General features: G+C 73.6%; 24 protein-coding genes. 16 read left to right on the top strand and 8 right to left on the bottom strand.

Annotated features, from left to right (window positions below; all coding sequences use genetic code 11):
• Nucleotides 1-128: 128 nt before the first annotated feature.
• Genes ACVGV0_RS19435 through ACVGV0_RS19415 form a run of 5 tightly spaced genes read left to right on the top strand, consistent with a single transcriptional unit; the run spans nucleotide 129 to nucleotide 5,211 of the window.
• Complete coding sequence (locus tag ACVGV0_RS19435) at nucleotides 129-1,718, top strand: ABC transporter substrate-binding protein (protein WP_459157128.1); 1,590 nt, start codon at nucleotides 129-131, stop codon at nucleotides 1,716-1,718.
• Nucleotides 1,715-2,689: an ABC transporter permease gene (locus tag ACVGV0_RS19430; RefSeq protein WP_459157127.1), complete on the top strand. Its 975-nt coding sequence runs from the start codon at nucleotides 1,715-1,717 to the stop codon at nucleotides 2,687-2,689. Before ACVGV0_RS19435 ends, ACVGV0_RS19430 begins: the two co-directional genes overlap by 4 nt.
• The gene (locus tag ACVGV0_RS19425; protein WP_459157126.1) at nucleotides 2,682-3,584 is read left to right on the top strand and encodes an ABC transporter permease; all 903 of its coding nucleotides are present in this window, start codon (nucleotides 2,682-2,684) and stop codon (nucleotides 3,582-3,584) included. Before ACVGV0_RS19430 ends, ACVGV0_RS19425 begins: the two co-directional genes overlap by 8 nt.
• Nucleotides 3,581-4,561: an ABC transporter ATP-binding protein gene (locus ACVGV0_RS19420; RefSeq protein WP_459157125.1), complete on the top strand. Its 981-nt coding sequence runs from the start codon at nucleotides 3,581-3,583 to the stop codon at nucleotides 4,559-4,561. The genes ACVGV0_RS19425 and ACVGV0_RS19420 overlap by 4 nt, the downstream gene beginning before the upstream one ends.
• A complete protein-coding gene (locus ACVGV0_RS19415) occupies nucleotides 4,534-5,211 on the top strand; it encodes an ABC transporter ATP-binding protein (RefSeq protein WP_459157124.1) in 678 nt (225 codons plus the stop codon). Before ACVGV0_RS19420 ends, ACVGV0_RS19415 begins: the two co-directional genes overlap by 28 nt.
• 100 nt (nucleotides 5,212-5,311) lie before the next feature.
• Here the strand turns inward: ACVGV0_RS19415 and ACVGV0_RS19410 are convergent, their stop codons facing one another.
• Together ACVGV0_RS19410 and ACVGV0_RS19405 are read right to left on the bottom strand one after the other, a co-directional pair.
• Nucleotides 5,312-6,391 carry an alcohol dehydrogenase family protein gene (locus tag ACVGV0_RS19410; protein ID WP_459157123.1) on the bottom strand — a complete coding sequence of 360 codons (1,080 nt, stop codon included), beginning with the start codon at nucleotides 6,389-6,391 and terminating at the stop codon, nucleotides 5,312-5,314.
• A 220-nt stretch (nucleotides 6,392-6,611) separates the two neighbouring features.
• Nucleotides 6,612-7,211 (bottom strand): CGNR zinc finger domain-containing protein, encoded by a 600-nt coding sequence (locus tag ACVGV0_RS19405; protein WP_459157122.1) that lies wholly within the window; start codon nucleotides 7,209-7,211, stop codon nucleotides 6,612-6,614.
• 89 nt (nucleotides 7,212-7,300) lie between these two features.
• Here ACVGV0_RS19405 and ACVGV0_RS19400 point away from each other — a divergent pair, with 89 nt between their 5' ends.
• Nucleotides 7,301-8,086 (top strand): MBL fold metallo-hydrolase, encoded by a 786-nt coding sequence (locus ACVGV0_RS19400; RefSeq protein WP_459157121.1) that lies wholly within the window; start codon nucleotides 7,301-7,303, stop codon nucleotides 8,084-8,086.
• Nucleotides 8,087-8,162: 76 nt separating this feature from the next.
• Here ACVGV0_RS19400 and ACVGV0_RS19395 read toward each other — a convergent pair whose 3' ends face one another.
• From ACVGV0_RS19395 to sodN, 4 genes are all read right to left on the bottom strand, one after another.
• A complete protein-coding gene (locus ACVGV0_RS19395; protein ID WP_459160066.1) occupies nucleotides 8,163-9,137 on the bottom strand; it encodes an arsenic resistance protein in 975 nt (324 codons plus the stop codon).
• 29 nt (nucleotides 9,138-9,166) lie between these two features.
• The gene (locus tag ACVGV0_RS19390; RefSeq protein ID WP_459157120.1) at nucleotides 9,167-9,505 is read right to left on the bottom strand and encodes a thioredoxin family protein; all 339 of its coding nucleotides are present in this window, start codon (nucleotides 9,503-9,505) and stop codon (nucleotides 9,167-9,169) included.
• A gap of 152 nt (nucleotides 9,506-9,657) precedes the next feature.
• Nucleotides 9,658-10,056, bottom strand: a complete 399-nt coding sequence (locus ACVGV0_RS19385) for a hypothetical protein (protein ID WP_459157119.1) — start codon at nucleotides 10,054-10,056, stop codon at nucleotides 9,658-9,660.
• Nucleotides 10,057-10,379: 323 nt separating this feature from the next.
• A complete protein-coding gene (gene sodN / locus ACVGV0_RS19380) occupies nucleotides 10,380-10,787 on the bottom strand; it encodes a superoxide dismutase, Ni (protein ID WP_459157118.1) in 408 nt (135 codons plus the stop codon).
• Between the two features lie 79 nt (nucleotides 10,788-10,866).
• On the opposite strand from sodN, the gene ACVGV0_RS19375 reads away from it, so the two are divergent.
• Complete coding sequence (locus ACVGV0_RS19375; RefSeq protein ID WP_459157117.1) at nucleotides 10,867-11,193, top strand: S24/S26 family peptidase; 327 nt, start codon at nucleotides 10,867-10,869, stop codon at nucleotides 11,191-11,193.
• Here the strand turns inward: ACVGV0_RS19375 and ACVGV0_RS19370 are convergent.
• Entirely contained in the window at nucleotides 11,179-11,787 is a 609-nt protein-coding gene (locus tag ACVGV0_RS19370; protein WP_459157116.1) for a dTDP-4-dehydrorhamnose 3,5-epimerase family protein, read from the bottom strand. The genes ACVGV0_RS19375 and ACVGV0_RS19370 overlap by 15 nt on opposite strands.
• Nucleotides 11,788-12,198: 411 nt before the next feature.
• Between ACVGV0_RS19370 and ACVGV0_RS19365 the strand changes: the two genes are divergently transcribed.
• From ACVGV0_RS19365 to ACVGV0_RS19350, 4 genes are all read left to right on the top strand, one after another.
• On the top strand, nucleotides 12,199-13,401 hold the full coding sequence (locus tag ACVGV0_RS19365) for an NAD(P)-dependent malic enzyme (RefSeq protein WP_459157115.1): 1,203 nt from the start codon (nucleotides 12,199-12,201) through the stop codon (nucleotides 13,399-13,401).
• 386 nt (nucleotides 13,402-13,787) lie between these two features.
• A complete protein-coding gene (locus tag ACVGV0_RS19360) occupies nucleotides 13,788-16,601 on the top strand; it encodes a sensor domain-containing protein (RefSeq protein ID WP_459157114.1) in 2,814 nt (937 codons plus the stop codon).
• 272 nt (nucleotides 16,602-16,873) lie between these two features.
• Nucleotides 16,874-17,194 carry a hypothetical protein gene (locus tag ACVGV0_RS19355; protein WP_459157113.1) on the top strand — a complete coding sequence of 107 codons (321 nt, stop codon included), beginning with the start codon at nucleotides 16,874-16,876 and terminating at the stop codon, nucleotides 17,192-17,194.
• 145 nt (nucleotides 17,195-17,339) lie between these two features.
• A complete protein-coding gene (locus ACVGV0_RS19350; protein WP_459157112.1) occupies nucleotides 17,340-17,834 on the top strand; it encodes a hypothetical protein in 495 nt (164 codons plus the stop codon).
• 268 nt (nucleotides 17,835-18,102) lie between these two features.
• Here ACVGV0_RS19350 and ACVGV0_RS19345 read toward each other — a convergent pair whose 3' ends face one another.
• On the bottom strand, nucleotides 18,103-19,851 hold the full coding sequence (locus ACVGV0_RS19345) for a bis-aminopropyl spermidine synthase family protein (RefSeq protein WP_459157111.1): 1,749 nt from the start codon (nucleotides 19,849-19,851) through the stop codon (nucleotides 18,103-18,105).
• Nucleotides 19,852-20,040: 189 nt separating this feature from the next.
• Between ACVGV0_RS19345 and ACVGV0_RS19340 the strand changes: the two genes are divergently transcribed.
• The 5 genes from ACVGV0_RS19340 (at nucleotide 20,041) to ACVGV0_RS19320 (ending at nucleotide 24,847) form a co-directional block, all read left to right on the top strand.
• The gene (locus ACVGV0_RS19340) at nucleotides 20,041-21,135 is read left to right on the top strand and encodes an ABC transporter ATP-binding protein (protein ID WP_459157110.1); all 1,095 of its coding nucleotides are present in this window, start codon (nucleotides 20,041-20,043) and stop codon (nucleotides 21,133-21,135) included.
• Nucleotides 21,136-21,179: 44 nt separating this feature from the next.
• Complete coding sequence (locus tag ACVGV0_RS19335) at nucleotides 21,180-21,812, top strand: ABC transporter permease (RefSeq protein WP_459160065.1); 633 nt, start codon at nucleotides 21,180-21,182, stop codon at nucleotides 21,810-21,812.
• Nucleotides 21,809-22,531 carry an ABC transporter permease gene (locus ACVGV0_RS19330; RefSeq protein WP_459157109.1) on the top strand — a complete coding sequence of 241 codons (723 nt, stop codon included), beginning with the start codon at nucleotides 21,809-21,811 and terminating at the stop codon, nucleotides 22,529-22,531. Before ACVGV0_RS19335 ends, ACVGV0_RS19330 begins: the two co-directional genes overlap by 4 nt.
• Entirely contained in the window at nucleotides 22,528-23,403 is an 876-nt protein-coding gene (locus ACVGV0_RS19325; protein WP_459157108.1) for an ABC transporter substrate-binding protein, read from the top strand. Before ACVGV0_RS19330 ends, ACVGV0_RS19325 begins: the two co-directional genes overlap by 4 nt.
• Before the next feature lie 241 nt (nucleotides 23,404-23,644).
• Entirely contained in the window at nucleotides 23,645-24,847 is a 1,203-nt protein-coding gene (locus ACVGV0_RS19320) for an allantoate amidohydrolase (protein ID WP_459157107.1), read from the top strand.
• Nucleotides 24,848-24,850: the final 3 nt, after the last annotated feature.

Raw genomic sequence — 24,850 nt, 5'->3', positions numbered from 1 at the left:
GGTCCGGCGCGCCAGTGGGGATCGTGAAACGGGTGAGGGCCTCCGGGGTGCCGGCGCCCCCACCGGGCCGGTGCGAGCAAGATCTCAGGCAATTGAGAAGAAGTTGCAATAATGTCTAACGTGCAGCTGTGCTGACTCGTCGAAGCCTGTTCGCCGCCCTCCCGCTGGCCGCCGGCGCCGTGGCCGCCGGTTGCTCGGCCCCCTCGCAGCCGGGCGCCCGGCGGGACTCGCTGCTGCTCGCCGACGGGTTCGAGCCGGAGAGCCTCAACCCGCTGCTGGGCTACGCGAGGCAGGGGGCCGCGAAGTTCTACGACGGCCTGCTGGCCTTCGACGGGAAGTCGCGGCTCGTGCCCGCGCTGGCGGCCGAACCCCCGCAGTCCACACCGGACGCCAGGACCTGGACGGTCAAGCTGCGCGAGGGCGTGCGCTTCCACGACGGCACCCCGTTCGACGCCGAGGACGTGGTGGCCACCTACCGCGCGGCCATCGACCCCGCCTACGCCTCGACGGTGAGCTCCGACTTCGACGTGCTCGCCGACGTCGAGGCGGTGGACCCGCGCACCGTGCGCTTCCACCTGACGATCCCGTACGCGGCGTGGCCGTCCAGGATGACCACGGGCATCGTGCCCGGCGAGGCGCTGGCCGGGCCCGCCGCGCTGGAGAACTCGCCGCTGAACACCGAACCGGTGGGCACCGGCCCCTACAAGCTCGTCGAGTGGCGCCAGGGCGACCAGATGGTCTGGGAGGGCAACCCGGACTACTGGGGCGGCGCCCCCGAGATCGGCAGGATCACGGTGGTGTTCGCCGAGGACGACAACACGCGCGCGCAGCGGCTGATCTCCGGCGAGTTCGACGGCACCGTGCTCCCGCCGGTGCTCGCCGAGCGCGTCGGCCGCGACGGCTACCGCACGGTGCACCACAGCACCGCCGACTACCGCGCGATCTCGCTGCCCAACGACCACCCGGTCGCGGGGGACCGCGCGGTGCGCACCGCGCTGAACCTCGCCGTCGACCGCGAGGGCATGATCAAGGCCCTGCTGGGCGGGCACGGCACGCCCGCCCACACGCCGATCCCGGCGATCATGGGCGACAACCACGAGCCGCGGGCCCGCTTCGCCTTCGACCGGGACCGGGCCCGCGAGGTGCTCGACGAGGCCGGTTGGCGCGCCGGGCCCGACGGCATCCGCGAACGCGACGGGCGGCGCGCCAGGTTCACCGTGCTGTACTTCGCGGACCGCTCGTTGCGCCGCGACCTGGCCACCGCGTTCGCCTCGGACGCCCGCTCCGTCGGCATCGAGGTCGAGCTCGCCGGGGTGGACACCTCCGCGGTCGAGGGCCGGCTGGGCACCGACGGCCTGGTGCTCGGCGACGGCAACCCGATCGACCCGGATCCGCAGGCCTACAGCAGCCTGCACTCCTCGATGATCGGGACCGGCACGTACAACAACCCCGGCCGGTACCGCAACGCCGAGGTCGACGCCGCTCTCGACGCCGCCCGGCAGGAGCTCGACCCGGCGAAGCGCGCCGAGCACTACCGGCGGATGCAGCGCGCCTACGTCGCGGACCCGGGCCTGGTGTACCTGGCCTTCATCGACCACAGCTACGTGCTGCGCGAGGGCGACTGGACCGGGTACCGCGGGCCGGTCGAACCGCACACGCACGGCACCACCTGGGGACCGTGGTGGAACATCGAGGACTGGAAGCGGCGGGACGCATGAGCGCCGCGATCGGACGTCTGGTGCTGCGCCGGCTGGCGTTCGCGGTCCCGGTGCTGCTGATCGTCTCGCTCGGGGTGTTCCTGCTGGCAGCGGCCTCCCCGTTCGACCCGATCACGCAGTACTTCGGGGTGCAGCTGTTCGACGCCTCCGCCGCCGACGTCGCCCGGGTCCGCGCCGAGCTGGGGGTGGACGAGCCGGTGCTGCTGCAGTTCTGGCACTGGCTGACCGGGGCGCTCAGCGGCGATCTGGGCGTGTCGCGGTCGATGCGGCAGCCGGTCGGCCAGGTGGTCGCCGAGCGCCTGCCGTGGACGGCGCTGCTGGCCGTCACCGGTCTGGCGCTGGCGGTGCTCATCGCCCTGGTGCTGGGCACCGCGGCGGCCTGGCGCCAGGGCGGGGTGCTCGACCGGTTCGTGACCGCCGTCGGGCACGCCCTGGAAGGGGTGCCGCCGTTCGTGCTGGCGCTGCTGGCGATCGCCGTGTTCTCCCTGGGGCTGGGCTGGCTGCCGGTGGCCGGGCTGACCGACGGCGGCGCGGCGGTCTCGGTCGGCGAGGTCGCCGAGCACCTGGCGCTGCCCGCGCTGGTGCTGGGGGTGTCGCAGTCGCCCTGGCTGGTGCTGCACGTGCGGCAGTCGATGCTCGCCTCGCTGGCCGAGGACCACGTGACCGGTGCGCGGTCCCGCGGGCTCGCCGAGCGCGTCGTCGTGCTGCGGCACGCGCTGCCGACGGCGCTGCTGCCGTTCGTCACCCTCATCGGCGCGCGCATCCCGGAGCTGGTCACCGGTGTCGTGCTGGTGGAGGAGGTCTTCTCCTGGCCCGGCCTGGCCGGGGCGGTCGTCACCGCTGCGACCGCCGTGGACTACCCGCTGCTGGCGACCGTGACGCTGGTGGCGACGGCCGCCGTGCTGCTCGGGTCGCTGCTGGCCGACATCGCCGCGATCCTCCTCGACCCCCGGGTGGCGACCGATGGCTGAGCCCACCGCGGCGCGCACCACCGCGTCCGACGAGCCCGGCCCCTGGCGGCCCGCGGGCCGCGCGCGGCGCACGCGCGCGCATCCGCGGGCGCGGTTGTGGGCCTCGGTGGCGGTGCTGGCCGCGCTGGTGGTGGGCGCGATCGCGGTTCCCGCCCTGCTGGGGGCCGAGTCGGTGCGCTACGACGCGATCCGGCTCGCACCGAGCCCGGCCCACCCGTTCGGCACCGACTCCGGCGGCCGGGACGTCTTCGTCCGCTCGCTGGCCGGGCTGCGGGTCTCCCTGCTGGTGGCCGGGTTCAGCGCGCTGGTGTCCACCGTGCTCGGTTCCGCGGTCGGCGTGGCGGCGGGCGGCCTGGGCGGCTGGCCGGACCGGCTGCTGATGCGCCTGGTCGACACCGTCAACTCGGTGCCGCACCTCCTGCTGGGCGTGGTGATCGTCGCGCTGTACCGGGGAAGCCTGACCGCGGTGGTCTGCTCCATCGCCCTGACCCACTGGACCACGGTGGCGCGCCTGGTGCGTTCCGAGGTGCTGTCCCTGCGGCAGCGGCCGTACGTCGACGCGGCGATCGCCGGCGGGTCCTCGCGGTGGCGGATCCTCGTGCGGCACCTGCTGCCGGCGGTCGTGCCGCAGGCAGCCCTCTCGGCGGTGCTGCTGGTGCCGCACGCGGTGTGGCACGAGACGGCGCTGAGCTTCCTCGGGCTCGGGCTGCCGCCGCACCTGGCCAGCATCGGCAACATCCTGGGCGACGGCCGCGAGGCCGTGCTGCTGGGCGGCTGGTGGATCGTGCTGTTCCCCTCGGCACTGCTGGTCGCGACCACGCTGGCGGTCTCCGGGCTGGCGGCGACCTGGCGCGACCGGATCGTGCCCCGGAGGCGATCGGAGTTGGCGCTGTGACGGAAGCGGACGTGCTGACCGGACCGACCGCCGCGACCGGGTCCCTGCTGTCGCTGCGGCGGATGTCGGTGCGGTTCCGGCTCCGGCGGCGCGCCGTCGTGCGCGCGGTCAGCGACGCGACGCTGCGGCTCGAGCGGGGCCGGGTGCTGGCGCTGGTCGGCGAGTCCGGGTGCGGCAAGTCGGTGCTCGCCTCCGCGCTGCTGGGGCTGCTGCCGGACAACGCCGAGGTGCGCGGCAGCGCGCTGCTGGCCGACGGCACCGACCTGCTCGCCGCGCCGGAGGGAGCGCTGTCCGGGCGGATCCGCGGCCGCAGGATCGGTCTGGTCCCGCAGTCCGCGAGCACCCACCTCACCCCGGTGCGCACCGCGCGCAGCCAGCTCGCGGAGACCGTCGCGGCGCTCGGCGGGCCCAGCGGCGCCGACGAGCTCGCCGAACGGGTCGGCCTGGCGCCGGCGGACCTGGACCGCTACCCGCACGAGCTCTCCGGTGGCATGGCGCAGCGCGCGGTGCTCGCGCTGGCGCTGGCGGGTGATCCGACGGTCCTCCTCGCCGACGAACCGACCACCGGCCTGGACCGGCCGCTGGTGCACCGCACCACCGACCTGCTGGCCGAGGCCGCCGCGGAGGACCGCGCCGTGCTGCTGATCACCCACGACCTGGCCGCGGCGCGGCGGGTGGCCACCGACGTCGCCGTGATGTACGCCAGCCGCCTCGTGGAGGGCGGACCCGCCGAGGAGGTGCTGGCCGACCCCTGGCACCCCTACACCGCGGGGCTGCTGGCCGCGCTGCCCGAGGGCGGGTTCACGCCGATCCCCGGCCACCCGCCGGCGTTGACCGAACTGGACCGCATCGAGGAGGAGTGGGGCTGCGTGTTCTGCCAGCGATGCCCGGACGTGCCCGGGTTCGCCCCGTGCACCGGCGATCCGGAACCGATCGAGCACGGCGACCGGTGGGTCGCCGCCCACCCGCCGTGCTGAGCGGCGCGGGCCTGGTCGCCGGTTACCGGCGCGGCGCGCCCGTGCTCGACGGCGTGGACCTGGACGTGCCTGCTGGGGAAGTCGCCGGTCTGGCCGGACCGAGCGGGTGCGGGAAGTCCACCCTGGGCAGGGTGCTGGGCCTGCTGCACCGGCCCTGGTCCGGGCAGGTGTCGCTGGACGGCGAACCGGTCGCGGAGTTCCGGCACGCCACGCCCAGGGGAGTGCGCACCGCGGTCGGTCTCGTCTTCCAGCACCCCCGGCCCGCGGTGGACCCGCGGTTCACCCTGCGCGAGGCCATCGCCGAACCGCTGCTGGCCACCGGCTCCGCGGGCGAGGTCGCCGAGCTGGCCGAGGAGACCGGGGTGACCACCGAGGTGCTGAGCAGGCGCCCGCACGAGGTCAGCGACGGCCAGCTCCAGCGGGCCTGCCTGGCCCGCGCGCTGGCGCCGGGGCCGCGGTACCTCATCTGCGACGAGTTCACCGCGATGCTGGACGCCTCGACCACCGCGGCGCTGGTCCGGGTCGTCGACCGGCGGGTCCGCGAGCAGGGGCTCGGCGTCCTCGCCATCAGCCACGACGAGGACCTGCTGGGGCACTGGGCGGGGCGCACCGTCCACCTCGACGGGGCCGGTCCCGGCGGGTCCCCGTGATGCGGGGCCGGCTCACTCCCAGGTCACGTCCGACTCCCCGAGCACGTCCGCGAGATCTTCGTCCCGCTCTCCTCTCCAGCGTCTCCTGCGGGCCCGCCGTTCACGCGCTCGGAGCCGGCGGGAGGAGCACCAGCTTTCCGGGGTGGGCCTTGTCGAGGAAGTCCTGCTGCGCGCGCGTGATCTCGTCCAGCGGATACGTCCGGGAGACGACCGGTCGCACCTCGTCGCGTTCGACGTAGGAGACCAGGTTCTCGAACACCGCGTCCTCCTGGAACGTGCAGCCGAGCAGGGACAGGTCCTCGAGGTAGAGCGTTCGCAGGTCGAGTTCCGCGAGCGGGCCTCCGATGGCGCCGGAGATGGCGTACCGGCCACCGGGTCGCAGCAGTTCCAGCAGGTGCGGGAACTGGGGACCGCCCACGAGGTCGATGACCACGTCGACGGATCCGCTCCCGAGGGCGCTGACGAGGTCCTCACCGCGGTCCACGGTCCGATCGGCGCCCTGCGCGATCACGTCGGCGGACTTCGCTGCCGAGCACACCGCGGTGACCGTCGCCCCGCGGCGTTTCGCCAGCTGCACCGCGGCGAGCCCCACGCCGCCCGAGGCGCCCGTCACCAGCACCCGCTCCGCGGTGGCGGCGGCCCGGTGCAGCATGTTCTCCGCGGTGGAGTAGGCGCACGGTACCGCCGCGAGTTCCGCATCGCTCCAATCGTTGCGGACGGCGTGCGCTTCCCGGGCGGGGGCGACGGTGAACTGGGCGAATCCGCCGTCGCACTCGCTGCCGAGGGTCCAGCACTCGAACGGCCGGTAGTCGACGGGGGTGCGCAGCATGTTCCGCACGAGGACCCGTTCACCGACGCGCTCGGGCGGAACTCCCGCGCCCACGTCCACAACGCGGCCGCAGACGTCCGCGCCCTGGATGCGCGGGAACTCGAGCGCGGCGCCCGACCACGTGGCGTCCCCCTCGTCGACGGCGTCGAAACCCGCTGCTCCGCCGTCGCCCGTCCCCGAGGTGACGGCCTTCGAGTACCACCCCACTCGGGTGTTCACGTCCGTGTTGTTGACCCCGGCCGCGGCGACCTGGATCAGCACCTCGTCCGGTCCGGGCCGCGGAACCGGCACGTCCGTGCGGTACTCGAGCTTGTCCAGTCCACCGTGGCCGGTGAGGAGAACAGCGGCCATCGTCCTCGGCAGCAAGTGCGAGCCCCCTTCTACTGAGTCGAGTCGGGTGCGGGCGCGCTCGTCCGGTGAAGCTCGATCGGCCCCGGAGCACCCCACGCCCACAGCGTGCCGCACAGGGCTGAAAAAACGATCAAACGACGTTCCGAGGATTCGTGCGAAGGCGCTGCACGGTCGAACGTGGCTGTTCCCTCCGCCCGGCGCTCGCTGCCGGGCGGGTCCGTCAGTCCGCTTTCGGCCGGGTGCGGCGGGTGTAGGCGCGGGCTGCGCGGGCGCGGTCGCCGCAGCGGGTGGAGCACCAGTGGCGGCGGCCGCGGCGGATCAGGAAGCGGTTGCAGGGGCTGGAGTCGCAGGCGGTGAGGCGTTCGGCGTCGGGGGAGGTGAGCAGGTCGGCGGCGTCGGCGGCCAGCGTCGCCAGGGCGTGGTCGACGACCTCGGTGGTGGGGTGCGGGCTCGCGCGGTACGGGCCGCCCTTGTCGTCCCAGCACAGCAGCGGGGCGGTGGGAACCCGGGTCAGGGCGTCGTTGATGGCGGACAGGGCCGCGGGCAGGGCGGGCAGTCCAGCGGTGCGGGAGGCGAACAGCGCCCGGATCTGCTCGCGCAGCGAGCGCAACTGCGCCGCGCACATCTCGCGCATGTCGATCTCGACCGATGTCAGGCCGTGCTCGGTCAGCCACTGGTTCGTCTGCGCGGGCGTGCCGAGAAGGTCGATCGTGTGCCCGCCGGGAAGGGCGAGGGCGCTGTTGGCCAGGGCGAGGGCGGGGTGGTGCTCCTCGCCCGGTGCGGGCGGGAGGGCGGTGTCTGCGGTCGTGGTCTCTCCCATGGTTCTCATGGTACTGCTTGCGCGCATCCGTGAGAACAGCTAGCGTGACTTCACGGATTAACCCATTAGAAACCGTGAGGAGCACTGCCATGTCCGCTGTCCCCACCGACCAGTTCCCCGTGCGCGTCTTCGGCGGCCCGACCGTCCTGTTCGAGTACGGGGGCCTGCGCTGTCTGACCGACCCGACCTTCGACGAACCCGGCGACTACCCGGCGGGCAACGGCTCGGTCCTGACCAAGACCGCCCCTGCTGCCGGCACCCCCGCCGACCTGGGTCGCGTCGACGTGGTGCTGCTCTCCCACGACGAGCACCCCGACAACCTCGACACCTCCGGCCGCGCGCTGCTCGCCGACGTCCCGCTCACGCTGACCACCCCCGGCGGCGGGCGACGCCTGGGCGAACGGGCCAAAGGACTGGACGACTGGGAGTCGATCGAGCTGGAGCGTCCCGACGGCGGCACGCTCACCGTCACCGGTGTGCCCGCCCTCCACGGCCCCGGAGCGCGCGAAGAGGTCGAAGCGATCACCGGTGAGGTCGTCGGCTTCGTGCTGACCGCCGAGGATCTGCCCACGGTCTACGTCAGCGGCGACAACGCGCAGCTCGCCCTGGTCGAACAGATCGCCGAGCGCTTCGCCCCGGTGGACACCGCCATCCTCTTCGCCGGCGCACCACGCTTCTCCGCCGTCTACGACGGCGAACCGATCGTCCTCGACAGCGCCCAGGCCGCGGAGGCGGCGACGATCCTCGACGCCCGCCGCGTCGTGCCCGTCCACTGCGACGGCTGGGCCCACTTCACCGAAGGCCGCGACGAGCTGGCGAGCACCTTCACCCGCGCCGGCCTCGCCGACCGCCTCGACTGGGGCCGGACCACCTGAACCGGCCGGCGTTTTCCGCCGCGCGGAGATCGATGACGTGCGCGGCGCGCAGCGCCTCCGCACGGGGTCGGTGAGCTCATCGGACGCGGGGTGCCCGTCGCGGCGCAGGGGGCCCGCCGGGCAGCAGCCGGGGGATGGCTCGCACGTAGGTCACCATGCCGATGACCTCGACGAGCGTCTGGGTCACCACGATGACAGCGGCGATGGCGAGCCCCTCCGGCAAGGCCAGCGCCAGGGGGAGCACGACGAGGGAGTTGCGCGTCGCTCCCGTGAAGACGATGGCTCGGCCGTCCGGGGCGTTCAAGCGGAACAGGCGGGCGACGAGGCGTCCAGCGACCGGCATGACCAGCAGGAAGAGCACGTAGAACGGAACGACGCGGGCGACGTCGCCCAGGTTGTCGCCCACCTCGGGCACCTGGGACGCGACGACGGTCAGCAACGTCGCCGCCAAGAGCGGGACCATGGCCGCGCCCACCGCATCAGCGGTCTTCCGCCCGCTCGGCCGACGAGCGGCCCAAGCCTGGGTCAGCCAGGCCAGCGTGAGCGGGATGACGATCAGCACGAGGAACGCCTCGAGGAACGGTGCCGGCTCGACGACGTCGGCCAGCGCCGAGCCCATGAACAGGTAGAGGTAGCCCGGCAGGAGAACCACCTGGGAGAGCAGCAGCAGCGGTGTAGCCGCCAGCAGTCGTTGGCTGCTGGCTCCGGCCAGGGAGCTGAAGACGATCACGTAGTCGACGCACGGCGTCAGCAGCACCAGCAGCACGCCCATCCGCACCGCCGGCTCGGCGGGGAGGAACGCGAACATCGCCGCCACGACCAGCGGCACCACGAGGAAGTTGACCACCAGGGCGGCGGCCATGAACCGGCCGGCGCGCAGCGAGCGGCCCAGCTCGGCAACGGGCACCTGCAGGAAGGTCACGTACAGCAGAGCCGCGAGCACCGGGTTGATCGCGTGCTCCAGGCCCGGCCCGAGACTCGGGGCGGACCACCCCGCGATGCCCCCGACCGCCATCGCCGCTACGTAGATGGCGACCTGGTGCCGCTCCATCCCCGCCACCAGTCGCGCGCCTGCCGCGGTCACGCGGTGTTCGCGGGTTCCTCGCGGCCGAACGCGGCGGCCAGCTCGGCGAGTGCGGGTGCCCCTTCCACCCCGCCGTCGGCGTGCGCGTAGAGGCGGCAGGCCAGGCCGAACGGTTGCCCCTCCCGCGCGAAGGGGTCGCGGCCGTCGACGAGCAGCGTGGGGGAACCGCGCATGCCCCAGCGCCGCGCCTCGGCGTCGTCTTCCACGATCCGGTGCGCGACGGCGACTTCCGCCCTGCTGGCCAGGACTCGGTCCAGCCGTTCGCGCAGCAGCTGAGCGTTCGGGCACCCCGGCACGGACAGCACGGTCACGGCAGGTGCTTCTCCGGTGCTCATACCTCGCCAGGGTAGACCCCGTACCGCGTGCGTCGTGGGCGCAGCAGCAATCCCGCGCAGAGGTGTTCGCCGCGGAGTTGCCGGGCCGACGCGGCGCTCCGAGCGGGGGAGGGGGGCGACCGCCCCGGCGCGTGCCGCGCGTGGGCACCACGTCAACCGGTCGTCGGTCCGTTCCGCCGGAGCGTGGACTGCAGCGTTTCGATCAGGTACTCCACCAGCTCGCGGAGCTCGGTGTCGCAGGCGCTGACCTGCAGGAGCCGGCGAGCCCGGAGGAGGTGGTCAGCAGCCGTGGTCGTCTGCCGCGCGGACACCGACGACTCCAGGTGGGAGGGGAGGATCCCGGTGGGGGTCAAGCCGACGCGTTCGATCCTGCGCAGCGACTCGACGATGGCTTGACCGAGGTAGGCGGCGTTGTACTCCACGTGGAGCGCGCCGCCCTCTTCGGATTCCCGGCTCGTCCACAACGCGTTGCTCCCGCCCGCCCGCAACGCGTCGAGGCTGCAAACTTCGACTTCTTCGCCGGTGTACACCGTGAACCGATGCAAGGACATCGCGGCCTTCTCGTGCTGTTGCGACCGGCGGCCAACGGAGTGCGCTCGGTCGGATCGCTCGGCGACACGGGTGCACGAACCCACTTTAAGCCGGACGGGGCCCGGGCGTCGGGTCTTTGTGCTCGGTCTGCGCGGCGTCGGCGAATCCCCATCGCTCGGTCGCCCGGTCGCAGCGGCGGGGTCCCTCCACGCGGGACGACCCCAGGTCGTCCGTGGCCGTCCGGGCCGTCTGCGGGCCGTCTCGGGACGCCAAACGACGAAAAAGGCGCTGACCGGCGAAGGGTCGTCCCCGCCGGTCAGCGCCCTGAAGAAGGCTGGTTCGCTCAGCCGTTCTTGGTCTCCCAGAAGATCTTGTCGATCTCAGCGATGTAGTCCAGGAGCTGCTGGCCGGTCGACGGGTCCATGGAACCCTTCGTGCCGGCGGCACCCGCGGCCTTGGTGGCCTTGTTCACCAGCTCGTGCAGCTGCGGGTACTTCTCGAAGTGGTGCGGCTTGAAGTAGTCCGTCCACAGCACCCACAGGTGGTGCTTGACCAGCTCGGAGCGCTGCTCGGCGATGTTGATCGCCCGGGTGCGGAACTCCTGGTCTTCGTTGTTCTGGTACTTCTCCTGGATCGCCTTGACCGATTCGGCCTCGATCCGGGCCTGCGCCGGGTCGTAGACACCGCACGGCAGGTCGCAGTGCGCGGTCGCCTCCAGGCGCGGGCCGAGGATCCGCGACAGTAGCCGCATTGTTCCTCCCTCACAGTGAGTGCTCCGACACCGCAGACCTTACTCTCAAAGATCTACGTTGACCTAGTGGAGGTGCCCCTTGAACTCCCTCGGGTGGCTGCCCTGGCGCAGGCTCCGCGTCCGCGGTCCCTCCATGGCCCCCGCCCTGCGGGACGGGGACGTGGCGTGGGTGCGGCTGCGCGACTTTCCCCGCTCGGGTGATGTCGTGCTGGTGCGCTGGGTCGGACGCCCGGGGCAGCTGTCGGTGAAGCGCGCGGTGCGGCGGGACGGCGCGGGCTGGCACGTGGAGGGCGACAACGCCGCGGGGTCGACCGACTCGCGCCAGCTCGGCCCGGCCGAGGTGCTCGGGGTCGTGCGGTGGCGGCTGTGGCCGCGCCCCGGGCGCGTGCCCTCACCCCTGCCGTAGCTGCGCGTACCGCGCCCGGCAGCTCTCGTAGTCGGGCAGCAGCCCCCGCTCGGCCGCGGCGCGCAGCCCGGGCGCGGCGCGGTCCTTCGCGGACAGCACCGGCTCGCCGCGCAGCCAGTCCGGCCAGGGCAGGCCGAGCTCGGGGTCGAGCGGATCGATCCCGTGCTCGGCGGAGGGGTCGTAGCCGGTGGAGCACAGGTAGACCACCGCGGTGTCCGGGGCGAGGGCGAGGAAGGCGTGGCCGAGGCCCTCCGGGAGGTAGACCGCGCGGTGTTCCTCCGCGTCCAACCGCACCGCGTCCCACCGGCCGAAGGTCGGTGAACCGGTGCGCACGTCCACGACGACGTCGAGGACCTCACCCCGCGCGCAGTAGACGTACTTCGCCTGCCCCGGCGGGACGTCGGCGAAGTGCACCCCGCGGATGACGCCGGTGGTCGAGACGCTGTTGTTCACCTGGGCGATGGTGAGCGGGTGGCCCGTGGCCGCCGCGAACGGCTCGTGCTGGAACGGCGCCACGAACTTCCCGCGGTGGTCGGGGAAGGACGGCGGGGTGAACTCGAGCGCGTCGTCGATGGTGAGTCTCCGTGTCCGCACGGCCCGAGCCTATTAGCGGGCGCCGCCCGACGGCCGGTCCGCTGACTCCTGGCGCCGGGTGCGGCGCGTGCGAGGTGGATGCTTTCAGCGGTGCGCACCGGCGGATTCGCGGCGCGTTGCGGGGGTTTTCGAGAACGCGGCCACCGTCCATGAGGTTGACAAAATGTTGAATAACCTGGTGATATGTGACATCGGTCGCAGACAGCGGGCGGCGCGCGTGTGGCAGACTGGCCGAACCGCAGCGTCCACCCGAGCCGTTGTCCCGCACCAGGGACGGCTGGTCTCGGAAACTCGACGCCCACCGCGCCGCCTACGCCCGGCAGGTCGGCCGCGTCGAGGGCGGTCCCCGGACCGCCCGTCCACCCGGGCCGGGGTCGCCCCGGTCACCGGCATGGCTATAGGAGGGACGCCGTGACCACCGTGAACGAAGGCACCAGCACGTCCGAATCCACCGGTGCCGAACTGACCAACGAGGAAATCTTCGCCGCCCACGAAGGTGGCAAGCTGGACGTCGAGCTCAGCGCCCGGCTGGACACCTCCCGGGACCTCTCGATCGCGTACACCCCCGGGGTGGCGCAGGTCAGCCGGGCGATCGCCAGCGACCCCGAGCTCGCCGACCGCTACACCTGGACCCAGCAGCTGGTCGCCGTGGTCAGCGACGGCACCGCGGTGCTGGGGCTCGGCGACATCGGCCCGCGCGCCTCGCTGCCCGTGATGGAGGGCAAGTCGGCGCTGTTCCGCAAGTTCGCGGGCCTGAACTCGATCCCGCTGGTGCTCGACACCAACGACGTCGACCAGACCGTGCAGACCCTGGTGAACCTGCGCCCCTCGTTCGGCGCGGTGAACCTGGAGGACGTCGCCGCGCCGCGCTGCTTCGAGCTGGAGCGGCGCCTCGTCGAGGCGCTCGACTGCCCGGTGATGCACGACGACCAGCACGGCACGGCGGTGGTCACGCTCGCCGCGCTGCGCAACGCCTGCCGCCTGACCGGCCGGGAGCTCTCCGAGCAGCGCGTGGTCATCTCCGGCGCGGGTGCTGCGGGCGTGGCGTGCGCGCGCATCCTGCGCGCGGCCGGGGTGAGCGACATCGTCGTCGGTGATTCGCGCGGCGTGCTGCACGAGGGGCGCGAGGGCCTGACCCCGATCAAGCAGGAGCTCGTCGAGTACACGAACCCGCGCGGTGTCACCGGTTCGGTCGCCGATGCGCTGCACGGCGCCGACGTGTTCCTCGGGCTGTCCACGGTGCAGGTGCCGGAGGAGCACCTGGCGCGGATGTCGCCGGAGGCGATCGTGTTCGCGCTGTCCAATCCGGACCCCGAAGTTCACCCGGAGGTGGCCGCGAAGTACGCCTCGGTGGTGGCCACCGGGCGCAGCGACTTCCCGAACCAGATCAACAACGTGCTGGCGTTCCCGGGCATCTTCCGCGGTGCGCTGCAGGCGGGTGCGCGGGAGATCACCGACGGCATGAAGGTGGCGGCCGCGGAGGCCGTCGCGGCGGTGGCCGCCGACGACCTCGCGTCCGACTACATCGTGCCGAGCCCGCTGGATCCGCGGGTCGCCCCCGAGGTGACCGAAGCGGTCGCCCGGACCGCGCGGCGGGAAGGCGTGGTGCGGTAAGCGGTTCCGCGGGGACATGTGACCTGATCGGGTGTACCCGGTCACCGCGCGCTGTCCTCCGTTGGGCGACGCCCGGTGATAATTACCCAAAATTGATCACACCGTCAGCGTAGATTCGGCGACTGGGACGCGCGTCCCAGTCGCCGAATGTGTTTCGGGTCCTACCGGTGGGTCCCTCGACAACCCGATCCGGGTGCGACGCGTCATACCCGGGTGCGCGGTTCGTCTCGTCCGGTGCGGTGCGCGACGCGTGGAGCGCGTCGTCGCCGTGGCGAGTATTCCGATGTGTACCGCCGGTAAGGTCACGCGACGGGGCGCTGTGTTGCTGGTCACGGGTCTGGGGATCCGCGGCCCCGGTCGACGTGACCCGGAGCGCAGGAGGTGCTGTGACCGAACGGAGCGAGCGGATGTGGCGTGCGGAGGACGGACCGCGGGGGGAGGCAGCCGGTCCCGCCGGGGGAGCGTACGACGTGCTGCCCGCCGCGCCCGCCCTGCTCAGCGCCGCTGACGGCGCCGTGCTCCGCGCGACGGGCGAACTGGCCGGCCTGGCCGGAGTGCCCTCGGCCGACGACCTCGTCGGCAGGAACCTCAGCCGTCTGCTCAGCGAGGACGGACCGGTCTCCTGGCTGCACGGGGAGCGGCGCCGCGTGCCGGTGCGCGTGGTCAGCTGGCCGCGCCCCGGGAACGCGGGGCAGCGGATCTCGGTGCTGGCCGACGTCTCCGACCTCGCGGTGCACCCGCCGGACGAGGACTCGACCGCGGACGCGCGCGAGCTCTCCGGGGTGGGGCGGTGGATGTACGACCCGCAGGCGGGGGAGATCCACCCCAGCCCGATGGTCGCCGAACTGCTCGGTTCGGACTCCTCGCGCCCGAAGTTCGACGTGCTGCTCGAGGTGACGCACCCCGCCGACCGGGGCAAGGCCGAGGAGTTCTACACGCGCCTGCTCAACGCCACCGAGGGCGTGCTCATCGAGGTCGAGCTGCGCGATCTCGCCGGCGAGCGCGTGTACCTGTGCACCGGCCGGGTCGAGTGCGGACCGGACGGCTGGATCGAGCGCGTGCAGGGAACGGTGCAGGACATCACCGAGCACCGCGTGCTGAAGCGCCAGCTGCACGACGAGCGCCGCAAGCTCGAGGACGCCGAGCGCATCGCGCGGCTCGGCACTTGGGAGTGGGACCCCCGCAGCGATGTCATCCGGCTCTCGGACACCCTGCACGCGCTGCTCGGGCGGCCGCCGAAGACGCACACCACGTTCTCCGGCTATCTCGAGCGGGTGCACGCGGAGGACCGCGAGCGGGTCAGGGAAGCGTGGATGCCGCTGCTGCAGCGGCACGAGACGGTCGAGGTCGAGCACCGCTACTTCTGCGGGGTCACCGGGAAGATCCTGGTGCTGCGGCTGCGCGGCAGCGCCGTGCGCGATGCCGACGGGCGCACCCTGCTGGTGGGCACCGCGCAGGACGTCACCGAGCAGCGGGCGGCCGCCACGCGGCTCGAGCGCTCCAGCCAGCGCTTCACCGACCTCGTCTCGGTCACCCCCGTCGGCATCGGCCTGTTCGACACCGGGGGGCGCCTGGTGGACGTGAACGAGGCGCTGTGCGACCTGTTCGGGTTCCGGGCCGAGCGGTTGCAGGGCAGGTCCATGGACGAGCTGGTGCATCCGGACGAACCCGCGCGCGAGCTCCCGGTTCCCGCGGAGGCGGAGGGGCGGCTGCGCGTGCCGCAGCGGGCGTTCCGGCGCTCCGACGGGGAGGCGGTGGACTGCGAGCTGCACGTGTCCTGGTCCGTGCAGGACGACGGCAGTCAGTTCTGGCTGGTGGTGTTCCAGGACATCACCGAGCGCCGCCGGGCCACCGAAGCGCTGCACTACCAGGCCACGCACGACGAGCTGACCGGGCTGCCGAACCGGGCCGCTGTCAAGGCCATGCTGTCCGGGCTGCTGCCGGCGACGACCGGTGGCGAGCTGCCGGACATCGCGGTGCTGTTCTGCGACATCGACAAGTTCAAGCGGATCAACGACGGCCTCGGTCACGACGCGGGCGACGAGCTGCTCGTGGCCCTGGCGCGCCGCCTGGAGCGCGGTCTGCCCGAGGGGTGCGTGGCCGCGCGCATGTCCGGCGACGAGTACGTCGTCATCTGCCGCGATCTCACCGCCGTCGGCGGGTTGGACGCGCTGGCCACCCGGGTCTCCCGACTGCTGCGCACGGCGGTACCGGTGCACGGCCAGCTCATCCGGGTCTCCGCGTCGATCGGGGCGGTGACCCCGCGCGGGGCCGCGGAGTCCGGTGCCGCGGGCTCGCTCGGCGCCGCGCTGCTGGGGCAGGACCTGCTCCGGTTCGCCGATGCCGCGATGTTCGAGGCCAAGAGCCGCGGGGTGGGCAAGGTGTCGTTGGCCAGCCCGGCGCTGATGGCTTCGGCCGACCGGCAGTTGCAGCTCGAGGGGCAGCTGCGGGAAGCGCTGCACAACGACGGCCTGTCGCTCGTGTACCAGCCGGTGGTGGCCACCGACGGCCGCGTGCTGGGGGCGGAGGCGTTGGTGCGGTGGCCGCACCCGGAGCGGGGGATGCTGGCCCCGGACACGTTCCTGCCCGTGGCCGAGCAGGGCGACCTGCTGCAGGAGCTGGACCGGTGGGTGCTGCGCACGGCGCTGCGGGAGGCCGCCTCGTGGCCCGGGTCCGGCGGGTGCCCGGTGTCGATCTCGGTGAACCTGGGCGGGATGGTGCCGGGGGCGCCGGATTTCGTCCGCAGCGTCACCGAGATCGTCGCGGAGACGGGCATCCAGTGGAACCGCGTGGTGCTCGAGGTGGTGGAGACGGCGCTGGTCGACCTGCCCGCGCACCCCAGGCAGGAGATGGCGGACCTCTCGGCGCGCGGTGTGCGGTTCGCCGTCGACGACTTCGGCACCGGGTACTCCTCGCTGGCCCGGTTGAAGGACCTGCCCGCGCAGATCATCAAGGTCGACCGCCGGTTCGTCTCCGGCGTGGGCGGCGACGCCTCGGACTTCGCGGTCACCCGTGCCGTGGTCGACATGGCGCGTGCGATGGGGCGGCGCTGCATCGCCGAAGGGGTGGAGCACGCGACCCAGTTCCACGTGCTCTCCGGGGTCGGCGTCGACGCCTACCAGGGGTGGCTGTTCTCCTACCCGCTGCCGGCGGCGCGGTTCCGGGAGTTGCTGGAGCGCAGTCCGCTGTCCACGCCGTGACTCGGCGGTGGGGCTCCGCAGCTGCTGAGCCGGGCGGTTGCTGAGCCGGGCGGCTGCTGAGCTGGGAGAGAACCGGGCGAAGTGCGTGCGCGGAACGTGATCAACTTGGCTGGTTTCACACGACCGGGTGATTGAGGGTGGAAGGGGCGGCTCATGCGCACAGCGCTCGGCATGCTGGTCGCCATGTGGGTGACGGCGGGCCGGGACGTCCTTCCGCGCGGCACCGCTCGTGCGACCCGCGGCGCCCTGACGGAGAAGAGGGAGCGAGTCCGTTGCCACGATGGATGGCCGGCGCGGACGAGGACGTGTGGCACAACCCGGTGTCCGGGGGAGAGCACCCGCGTACCGCGTGCGGCAAGAGCCTGACCACGCCGGTGCGCGCCCAGCGCGGTGATCTGCCCCTCGCCTCGGCTGAAGCGCCTCCCGGTGCCGGCGGTGCGGTAGCCGACGCGGGCGGTGCCGTCGTGTGCCCCGTCTGCGCGCGCAAGCTCGGTGTCGACCCGGTCGGTGAGCGGCGCACCCTGCGCGACGCGCGCCTGCAGCGCGCGCTGCAGCAGGCCGAGCACCGCCCCTACGGCCGCGAACGGCCCTGAGCGGCAGCGGTTCCCCGAGCCTGCGCAGCGCGCGCCCGCAGTCGTTGCCCTGGCGCGCGACCAGCGGTGCGGCGTGGGGCACCATGATCGTGATTTCTCCGCGCCCCGGAAGCGGTCAGACCGAGCAGTGGATGTGAGGAACGGCGTGCGCGAATCCGAAGACAGCCGCGAACGCGAGAGCGGTCGCGAACCCCAGGACCGCGACCCCGCGGGCAGTCGCGGAACCGGGCGCAGCGGTGCCACCGTGCGGTGGCACGCCTACGTGGAAGTCCGCGACGAGCTCGGGCTGGAGGAGGCCAGCACGCGCGCCGACCGGCTGGCCCGCACCCCGGAGGCCGTGTTCACCACGCCCGAGCAGGCGGCCCGGTGGGTGGCGGAGGAGACCGCGCAGCGGCTCGTGCCGCGCGCGGTGCACCTGTTCGGTTCCGAGGGCGGTACCGGGGAGCTCGGCGACGAGGCCCACCGCCGCCGCGACTACCGCCGCAACCTCGACGTGCTGGAGCGGGGCGACTCGCTGTACTACGAGTTCCCGAGCAACGGTGAGAGCGTGCGGCTGTGGCTGGAGGCGATCCACAGCGTTGCGGCGGTGCGCCTGCACCCGGACGGGCAGTCGGAGTCCTCGCCCCCCAGCACTCCCTGAGCGCTCCCCTCCCCGGAGCGGCGCTCCGCAGCCTCCCCGGGGACCCCGGGGCGGAAAGCCCGCAGCCTCCCCGGACCCCGGGGCGGAAAGCCCGCAGCCTCCCCGGACCCCGGGGCGGAAAGCCGGAGCGGTCCCCTGCTCGCCATGCCCTCGTCGCGCAAGAACCGTGTCCACACTCGATCGTGTGGGGACAGTTTGCCCCGCGGAGGTGTGGGGACGGAGCGCAATTTTCATGAAAATTGCGCTCTCTGGAAAGGTTCCAGAGAAGTCAGGGGCGTGTGCCCAGGGACGTGAGGAGCTCGGCGAGCCGGTGGCGCGGCAGGTCGACGACACGCAGCTGCGCGTCGTCGGCGGTGGGGAGCAGTTCGGCGGCGCGCTCCTTGGCCTGCCGCTTGGTCAACGGCTCCGCCGCGTGCGCGATGAGCGCCTCGCGGACGGTGTTGCCGAGCTTGCCGTGCGCCCGGCTGAGCACGTCCCGCGCCGCGGAGGGCTCGCCGGCCCGTTCGGCGAGCACCACCGCCGTGCGGTGCTCCGGGAAGCTGCGCAGCATCCGCAGCGCGTACTTCGCTCCGACCAGCCCGGTGAGGTCCTGCTGCGCCGCGGCGCTGGTGATGTCCGGGTGGTTGTTGTCCACCACGCAGGCGAGGCGCGGTGAGTTGCACGCCAGCAGCATCCGCAGCAACCAAGCGCCCGGGTCCGCGCGCAGGTCGAACACCGGGTCCCGCCCCCGGACCGGCTGGGACCAGTCCGCCTCGCGCAACTCCTCCACCGCCGTGCCCAGCCGCTCGCCGAGGCGGGCGCGGAACTCGGCCGACACCTCCGACGCGCCGCCTTCCACCGAGCGGGCGCCGTGCGTGTAGATCGCGGCCTGCTGGTGCCGACCCTGGCGCCGCCCCCGCGAGGTCGGTTGGCACACGTACAGGTCGCTGGCGCTGCCCACGGCCTCCGCACCGCGGTAGCGGTGGAAGTCCGGCAGCACCGCGGTGAACACGAGGCCCAACCGCAGCAGCTCCTGCTGCACCTTGTGACCCAGGGCGGGAGTGCGCTCGCTGAACCCGTAGGCCAGGTGCAGGCGGCTGTGCGGCCCGGCCGCGCTCTCCAGCCCGCGGGCCGCGAACAGCGCCATGCCCTCCGGCGTGTACGGCGGGTCGCTGAACACCAGGTCGGCCCACCCCTCCAGCGCGGGCGGCAAACCTCGGCGCAGGTCGGCGTGCAGCGTGCGCACCGGCAGGCCGTGCTCGGCAGCGGTCGCGTCGATGTGCCGCAGGATGCGGTCGTCCACATCGGCCACGGCCATCACCGCCTCCGGGGCGAGCAGCCCGACCGCCAGCGAGGTCAGGTCGTGGTCGCCGAGGCAGAGCAGGCGGGCCCCGGTGAGGTCGTAGGTGCCGTGCAACCAGCGCGCGCGGGCCAGCACGGTCTCCGCCGTCGCGGTGACGTGGTCCAGTTCCCGGTCGGGAGGCGGCCCCGCGGTGATGAACCCGCGCAGCAGCTCCAGCGGATCGCCGGCCTGCCCCGGACGACCCGCCGCCGCGGCCTCGGCGGACGCCCCGGAAGCGTCCGCCGCCGCGGCGTCCGCGGCCTCCGCGGTCGCTCCGGACTCCCCGGGAGGAGCGGCCTTCGCACCCGCCCCGGAGCCGCTCGCCGCCGCGGGCGAGGCCGGTCCGCCGGCCACCCGCGGGTCGTCGAGGCCGAACCGCGCGCGGTAGCGCCCCACCTGGTCGGGGTGCAGGAGCACCGCGTCCCCGTCGCAGCTCAGGTGCCCGTCCGCGGCGGCGAGCAGCTCGTCCACGGTGCGCCGGGGAGTGGCGGTGCACCGGACCAGTTCGGCGCGCGTGCGCCCGCCCGCGGCGAGCAGCGCGAGCACGCGGCGCAGCGCGAGGGCGTGCACCCCTGCCGCGGCGAGCCGGGCCTCGACCGCGTCGCACGGGTCGGTGGAGGTGCTGCGCCCGCCCGGCTCGGGCTCGCGCTCCGGCGCTCGGTGGGGCCGCTCAGGCTGGTGTGCTGCGGAGTCCATTGCGAGCAGCTTACGAGCCCGACGCCGCTCGCACGTCGGCGCACGGCGGGTGTGGGTGATCACGCGTCGGCTCCGAAACGTCGCACGCGCCGCCCGGGCGAACTAGGGTGTTCTCCCGTCCCGTGGCGGAAAGCAGCTCGCACCGCCCCCGCGGCAGCGGTGGGCGCCGGAGATCCAGGAGGAACCCGCGTGATCGAGTTCCGGGCCGTGAGCAAGGAGTACCGCGACGGCACGGTCGCCGTCGCGGATCTGGACCTGACCGCCGCTGCGGGCGAGATCACGGTTCTGGTGGGACCGTCCGGCTGCGGCAAGACCACCCTGCTGCGGACGGTCAACAGGATGATCGAACCGTCCTCCGGGGTGGTGGCCGTCGACGGCGTGGACGTGCGCGAGCGCGATCCGGCCGCGCTGCGGCGCGGCATGGGCTACGTCATCCAGCAGGCCGGGCTGTTCCCGCACCGCACGGTGCTGGACAACGTGGGGACGGTGCCGGTGCTCGCCGGGCTGACGCGGCGGCGGGCGCGGCGCCGGGCCACCGAGATGCTGGAACTGGTGGGGCTGCCCGCCGAGCTCGGCGACCGCTACCCGGCGCAGCTGTCCGGAGGGCAGCAGCAGCGCGTCGGCGTGGCGCGCGCCCTGGCGGCCGATCCGCCGGTGCTGCTGATGGACGAACCGTTCAGCGCGGTCGACCCGATCGTGCGCGAGTCGCTGCAGGACGAACTGCGCCGGCTGCAGGACGAGCTGCACAAGACGGTCCTGTTCGTCACGCACGACATCGACGAAGCGGTCCGGCTCGGGGACCGCGTCGCGGTGCTGCGCCAGGGCGGGCGGCTCGCCCAGTGCGCCGCGCCGGACGCGCTGCTGGCCGAACCGGCCGACGACTTCGTGGACTCGTTCGTCGGCAGGGACCGCGGTTTCCGCCGGCTGTCCTTCGTGGAACCCGACGGCGTCGCGCCGGAACGCGCCGCGACCGTCCGCATCGGACACCCGGTGCGCCCGAGTCCGCAGTGGCGACTCGCCCTGGACGGCGACGACCGCCCGCGCGGCTGGCTCGCCCCGGACGCGCCTGCCGGCACCGCGCTCACCGAGCAGCACCTCGTGGCGGGCGGCTCGTTGTACACCGAGCGCACCCCGCTGCGGGGGGCGCTGGACGCGGCGCTGTCCTCGCCGTCCGGTCTGGGCGTGGTCGTCGACGAGGCGGGGCGCTACGTGGGAGTGGTGACCGCCCGGCACGTGCTCGACGTGCTGGACCAGCGGCGGCCCGTTTCCGGAGGCGCGCGGTGATCGAGGCGCTGGCGCACTTCTTCAGCAGCCCGAGCAACCGCGAGATGCTCGGCGCGCAACTGGTCGAGCACGCCTACCTGGCCCTGCTCCCGCTGCTGCTCGGCCTGCTGGTGGCCGTGCCGCTCGGGCGGTTCGCGCTGCGCACGCCGTGGCTGCGCGGTCCGCTGCAGGCCGCGGCCAACGCCGTGTACACGATCCCGTCGCTGGCGCTGTTCGTGCTCATCCCCGGCATCGTGGGCACCCCGCTGCTCTCCCCGGTCAACGTGGTGCTGGCGCTGGGCCTGTACACCGCGGCGCTGCTCCTCCGCCCCGTGGTGGACGCGCTGGAGGCCGTGCCCGCGCACGTGCTCTCCGCCGCCACGGCACTGGGGTACCGGCCGGTGCGGCGGTTCTTCGCGGTGGAGCTGCCCCTGGCGCTGCCCGTGCTGGCCCCCGGGGTGCGGGTGGCGTCGGTCAGCAACATCAGCCTGGTCAGCGTCGGCGCGCTCGTGGGCGTCGGCGGGCTCGGCCGGCTGTTCACCGACGGGTACCAGCGCGACTACCTGGTGCAGATCGTCATCGGCATCCTCGGCGTCGTGCTGCTGGCGCTGGTCGTGGACCTGGTGCTGGTCGCGGTGCGGCGGGTGCTCACCCCGTGGGCCCGGTGCGCGGGTGGATCCGGGAGGGACGGCGGATGATCGGCGAACTCTGGGCGTGGCTGGCCGCCCCGGAGCACTGGCGCGGCCCGGACGGGGTCCCGGCGCAGGCCCTGCTGCACCTGTACTACTGCGTGCTCGCGGTGCTGGCCGCCTCGGCCGTCGCCGTGCCCCTCGGCGTCTACCTGGGGCACACCGGCAGGGGCGGGGTGTTCGTCCTCGGGGCGAGCAACGCGATCCGCGCCCTGCCCACGTTGGGGTTGGTGACCCTGCTGGTCCTGGTGTTCGGCCTGGGCACCGGCCCCGCCCTGGCCGGGCTGGTGGTCCTGGCGGTGCCCCCGGTCCTGGCCGGCACCTACACCGGGGTGAGCAGCACGCCGGCGGACGCGGTCGACGCGGCCAAGGGCATGGGGATGACCCCGCTGCAGCGCCTCTGGCAGGTGCGGCTGCCGAACGCGACGCCGCTGATCCTCGGCGGGGTGCGCAGCGCGATGCTGCAGGTCGTCGCCACGGCGGCCGTCGCGGCCTACGTCGGCCTCGGCGGGCTGGGGCGGTTGCTGCTGGACGGTCTGAAGATCAGCGACTACGCGCAGATGGCGGCGGCCGCGATCGCGATCGCCGTGCTCGCCGTGGTCCTCGACCTGGTGCTGGCCGGCCTGACGCGGCTGTGCGTGCCGCGGGGCCTGGTGGTCGCGACCCGGGGCGACCGGCGGTCCACCGGCCGGGCCCGGCCTGTGCGCGCGAAGGGGGTCCGCCCGTGAAGCGCTTGATCGGATGCCTGGCCGCGGCGGTGCTCGTGCTCTCCGGCTGCGCCGGGCACGACCCGTTGCGGGCCAGCAACAGCTCCGACGGCACGCTCGTGGTGGGCTCGGCGGACTTCGCCGAGAGCGAGCTGCTGATGAACATCTACGCCGAGGCGCTGGCCGAGACCGGTGTCGACGTGCAGACGCGTCCCCGCATCGGCGCCCGCGAGTTCTCCGTGCCCGCCGTCCGCCAGGGCGAGCTCGCGGTGATGCCCGAGTACACGGGGAACCTGCTCGAGTACGTCGATCCCGGGGCCGGGGCGACCGCCAGCGGTCCGGTCTACGCCGCGCTGTCGCGGGAGCTTCCGCGGGGGCTGCGGGTGCTGCGGCAGTCCCCGGCGGAGAACTCCGACGTGCTCACCGTATCGCGGGAAACCGCTGCGCAGGGCATCCACTCGCTGGAGGAGCTCGGGCCGCACTGCGGGCGGATGGTGCTCGCCGCTCCCGCGGAGTGGAAGTCGCGGTGGGCCGACACGATCGCCGAGGAGTACGGGTGCCGGTTCGCCGAGATCCGCGCGGTGGAGTCCTCGACGGTCACCGTGGACGCCCTGCTCTCCGACCAGGTCCAGGTGGCGAACCTGTTCACCACCTCGGCGCAGATCCGGCAGCACGACCTGGTGGAGCTGGCCGATCCGCGCGAGATGTTCCCCGCGCAGCACGTGGTCCCGCTGGTGCGTTCGGGGGTGCTGAACGAGCGGCAGGTGGCCGCGTTGAACAGGGTTTCGGCGCGGTTGGACACGGCCACGCTGACGGAGCTGAACCGGCGGCTCGAAGTGGACAAGGCCAACCCGCGGGATCTGGCCGAGGAGTTCCTCGCCGGGATCCGCTGACCCGCCGCGCGCCGGACCGGCTTCGCGGCGGGTGCGGTGCTGACCGCGGCCCGCGGTGAAGACGAGGCGGTCCGGCGGGTGTCGGTGCACCGCGCTCGCCGGTGGTGTGTGGCAGGGTTCCTGGTACCGGGGTGGTCGACGCTCGGTGGCCGGTCGAGCGCGGTGCGGAGCGGGAGCGCCTCGCGGCGGAGGAACGAGCGGGTCCGCGCCGGAAGCGAGCTCTCGCGGAGAGGAGTCCGTTGTGGCCACACCAGACGAGTTGCTGGCGGAGATCGCCGAGGTCGGTGCCGACCCGCGGCGGGGCGGCTACTCGCGGCACGCGTTCGAACCCGCCGAGCGGGAGCTGCGCGCGTGGTTCACCGCGCAGGCCCGCGCCCGCGGCATGCACGTGACCACCGACCGCAACACGAACATCTGGGCCTGGCTGACCGAGCCGGGCGACGACGCCGTGGTCACCGGCAGCCACCTCGACTCGGTGCCGGGCGGCGGAGCCTTCGACGGCGCGCTCGGCGTGGCGAGCGCGCTGGCGGCCGCGGACGTCCTCCGCGCCGAGCAGCTGCGACCGCGCCGGCCGATCGCGCTGCTGGTGTTCACCGAGGAGGAGGGCAGCCGGTTCGGCGCGCCCTGCCTCGGGTCGCGGCTGCTGACCGGTGCGCTGCCCGCCGACCACGCGAGCAAGCTCCGCGACGCCGACGGCACCGCGCTCGCCGAGGTGCTCGAGGACTTCGGTGCGGACCCCGGCGCGATCGGACGCGACGAGGACGCGCTGCGCCGCATCGGCCACTTCGTCGAGCTGCACGTGGAGCAGGGCCGGGCGCTGGCGGACCTGGCACGCCCGGTGGGCGTGGCCTCGTCGGTCCTCGCGCACGGCCGGTGGCGGTTCCGCTTCCGCGGCCAGGGCAACCACGCCGGTGCCACGCGGCTGGAGGAGCGGTGCGACCCGATGCTGCCCGCCTCCCGCCTCGTTTCGGCCGCCCGCCGCGCCGCGTCCCGGGTGGACGGTGGGCGGGCGACCGTGGGGCGCCTCGTGCCCACGCCGGGCGGGACGAACGTGATCCCCTCGAGCGTGGAAGTCTGGCTGGACGCGCGCGGCGCAGGCGACCGCGACGCCCGCGGGATCGTGCGCGAGCTGAGCCACCTGGCCGGCGAGTTCGCGGACGGCGAGGGCGCCACGGTGGAGATCAGCGAGGAGTCCTACGAGGACGCGGTCACCTTCGACGCGGATTTCCGCTCCCGGCTGTCCACCGTGCTCGACCAGGCCCCGCTGGTGCCTTCCGGGGCCGCGCACGACGCGGGGGTGCTCGCCGCCGAGAAATCCGCCGGCATGCTGTTCGTGCGCAACCCCACCGGGATCAGCCACGCACCGGAGGAGCACGCCGAAGCCGAGGACTGCCGGATCGGGGCGCAGGCGCTCGCCCGCGTGCTGACGTGGTTGGCGGGGTGAGGG

The sequence above is a fragment of the Salinifilum ghardaiensis genome, assembly GCF_054491345.1.
Note: the sequence above shows the minus strand (reverse complement) of the source record. Positions and strands in the feature narration are given on the sequence as shown.

Bases quoted from the DNA above. Each gene is read 5' to 3' on its own strand.
- ACVGV0_RS19430 (WP_459157127.1), top strand. From the start codon at position 1,715: ATGAGCGCCGCGATCGGACGTCTGGTGCTGCGCCGGCTGGCGTTCGCG.
- ACVGV0_RS19425 (WP_459157126.1), top strand. From the start codon at position 2,682: ATGGCTGAGCCCACCGCGGCGCGCACCACCGCGTCCGACGAGCCCGGC.
- ACVGV0_RS19410 (WP_459157123.1), bottom strand. From the start codon at position 6,391: ATGGCCGCTGTTCTCCTCACCGGCCACGGTGGACTGGACAAGCTCGAG.
- ACVGV0_RS19405 (WP_459157122.1), bottom strand. From the start codon at position 7,211: ATGGGAGAGACCACGACCGCAGACACCGCCCTCCCGCCCGCACCGGGC.
- ACVGV0_RS19400 (WP_459157121.1), top strand. From the start codon at position 7,301: ATGTCCGCTGTCCCCACCGACCAGTTCCCCGTGCGCGTCTTCGGCGGC.
- ACVGV0_RS19395 (WP_459160066.1), bottom strand. From the start codon at position 9,137: ATGGAGCGGCACCAGGTCGCCATCTACGTAGCGGCGATGGCGGTCGGG.
- ACVGV0_RS19390 (WP_459157120.1), bottom strand. From the start codon at position 9,505: ATGAGCACCGGAGAAGCACCTGCCGTGACCGTGCTGTCCGTGCCGGGG.
- ACVGV0_RS19385 (WP_459157119.1), bottom strand. From the start codon at position 10,056: ATGTCCTTGCATCGGTTCACGGTGTACACCGGCGAAGAAGTCGAAGTT.
- sodN (WP_459157118.1), bottom strand. From the start codon at position 10,787: ATGCGGCTACTGTCGCGGATCCTCGGCCCGCGCCTGGAGGCGACCGCG.
- ACVGV0_RS19345 (WP_459157111.1), bottom strand. From the start codon at position 19,851: ATGGACTCCGCAGCACACCAGCCTGAGCGGCCCCACCGAGCGCCGGAG.
- ACVGV0_RS19335 (WP_459160065.1), top strand. From the start codon at position 21,180: ATGCTCGGCGCGCAACTGGTCGAGCACGCCTACCTGGCCCTGCTCCCG.
- ACVGV0_RS19330 (WP_459157109.1), top strand. From the start codon at position 21,809: ATGATCGGCGAACTCTGGGCGTGGCTGGCCGCCCCGGAGCACTGGCGC.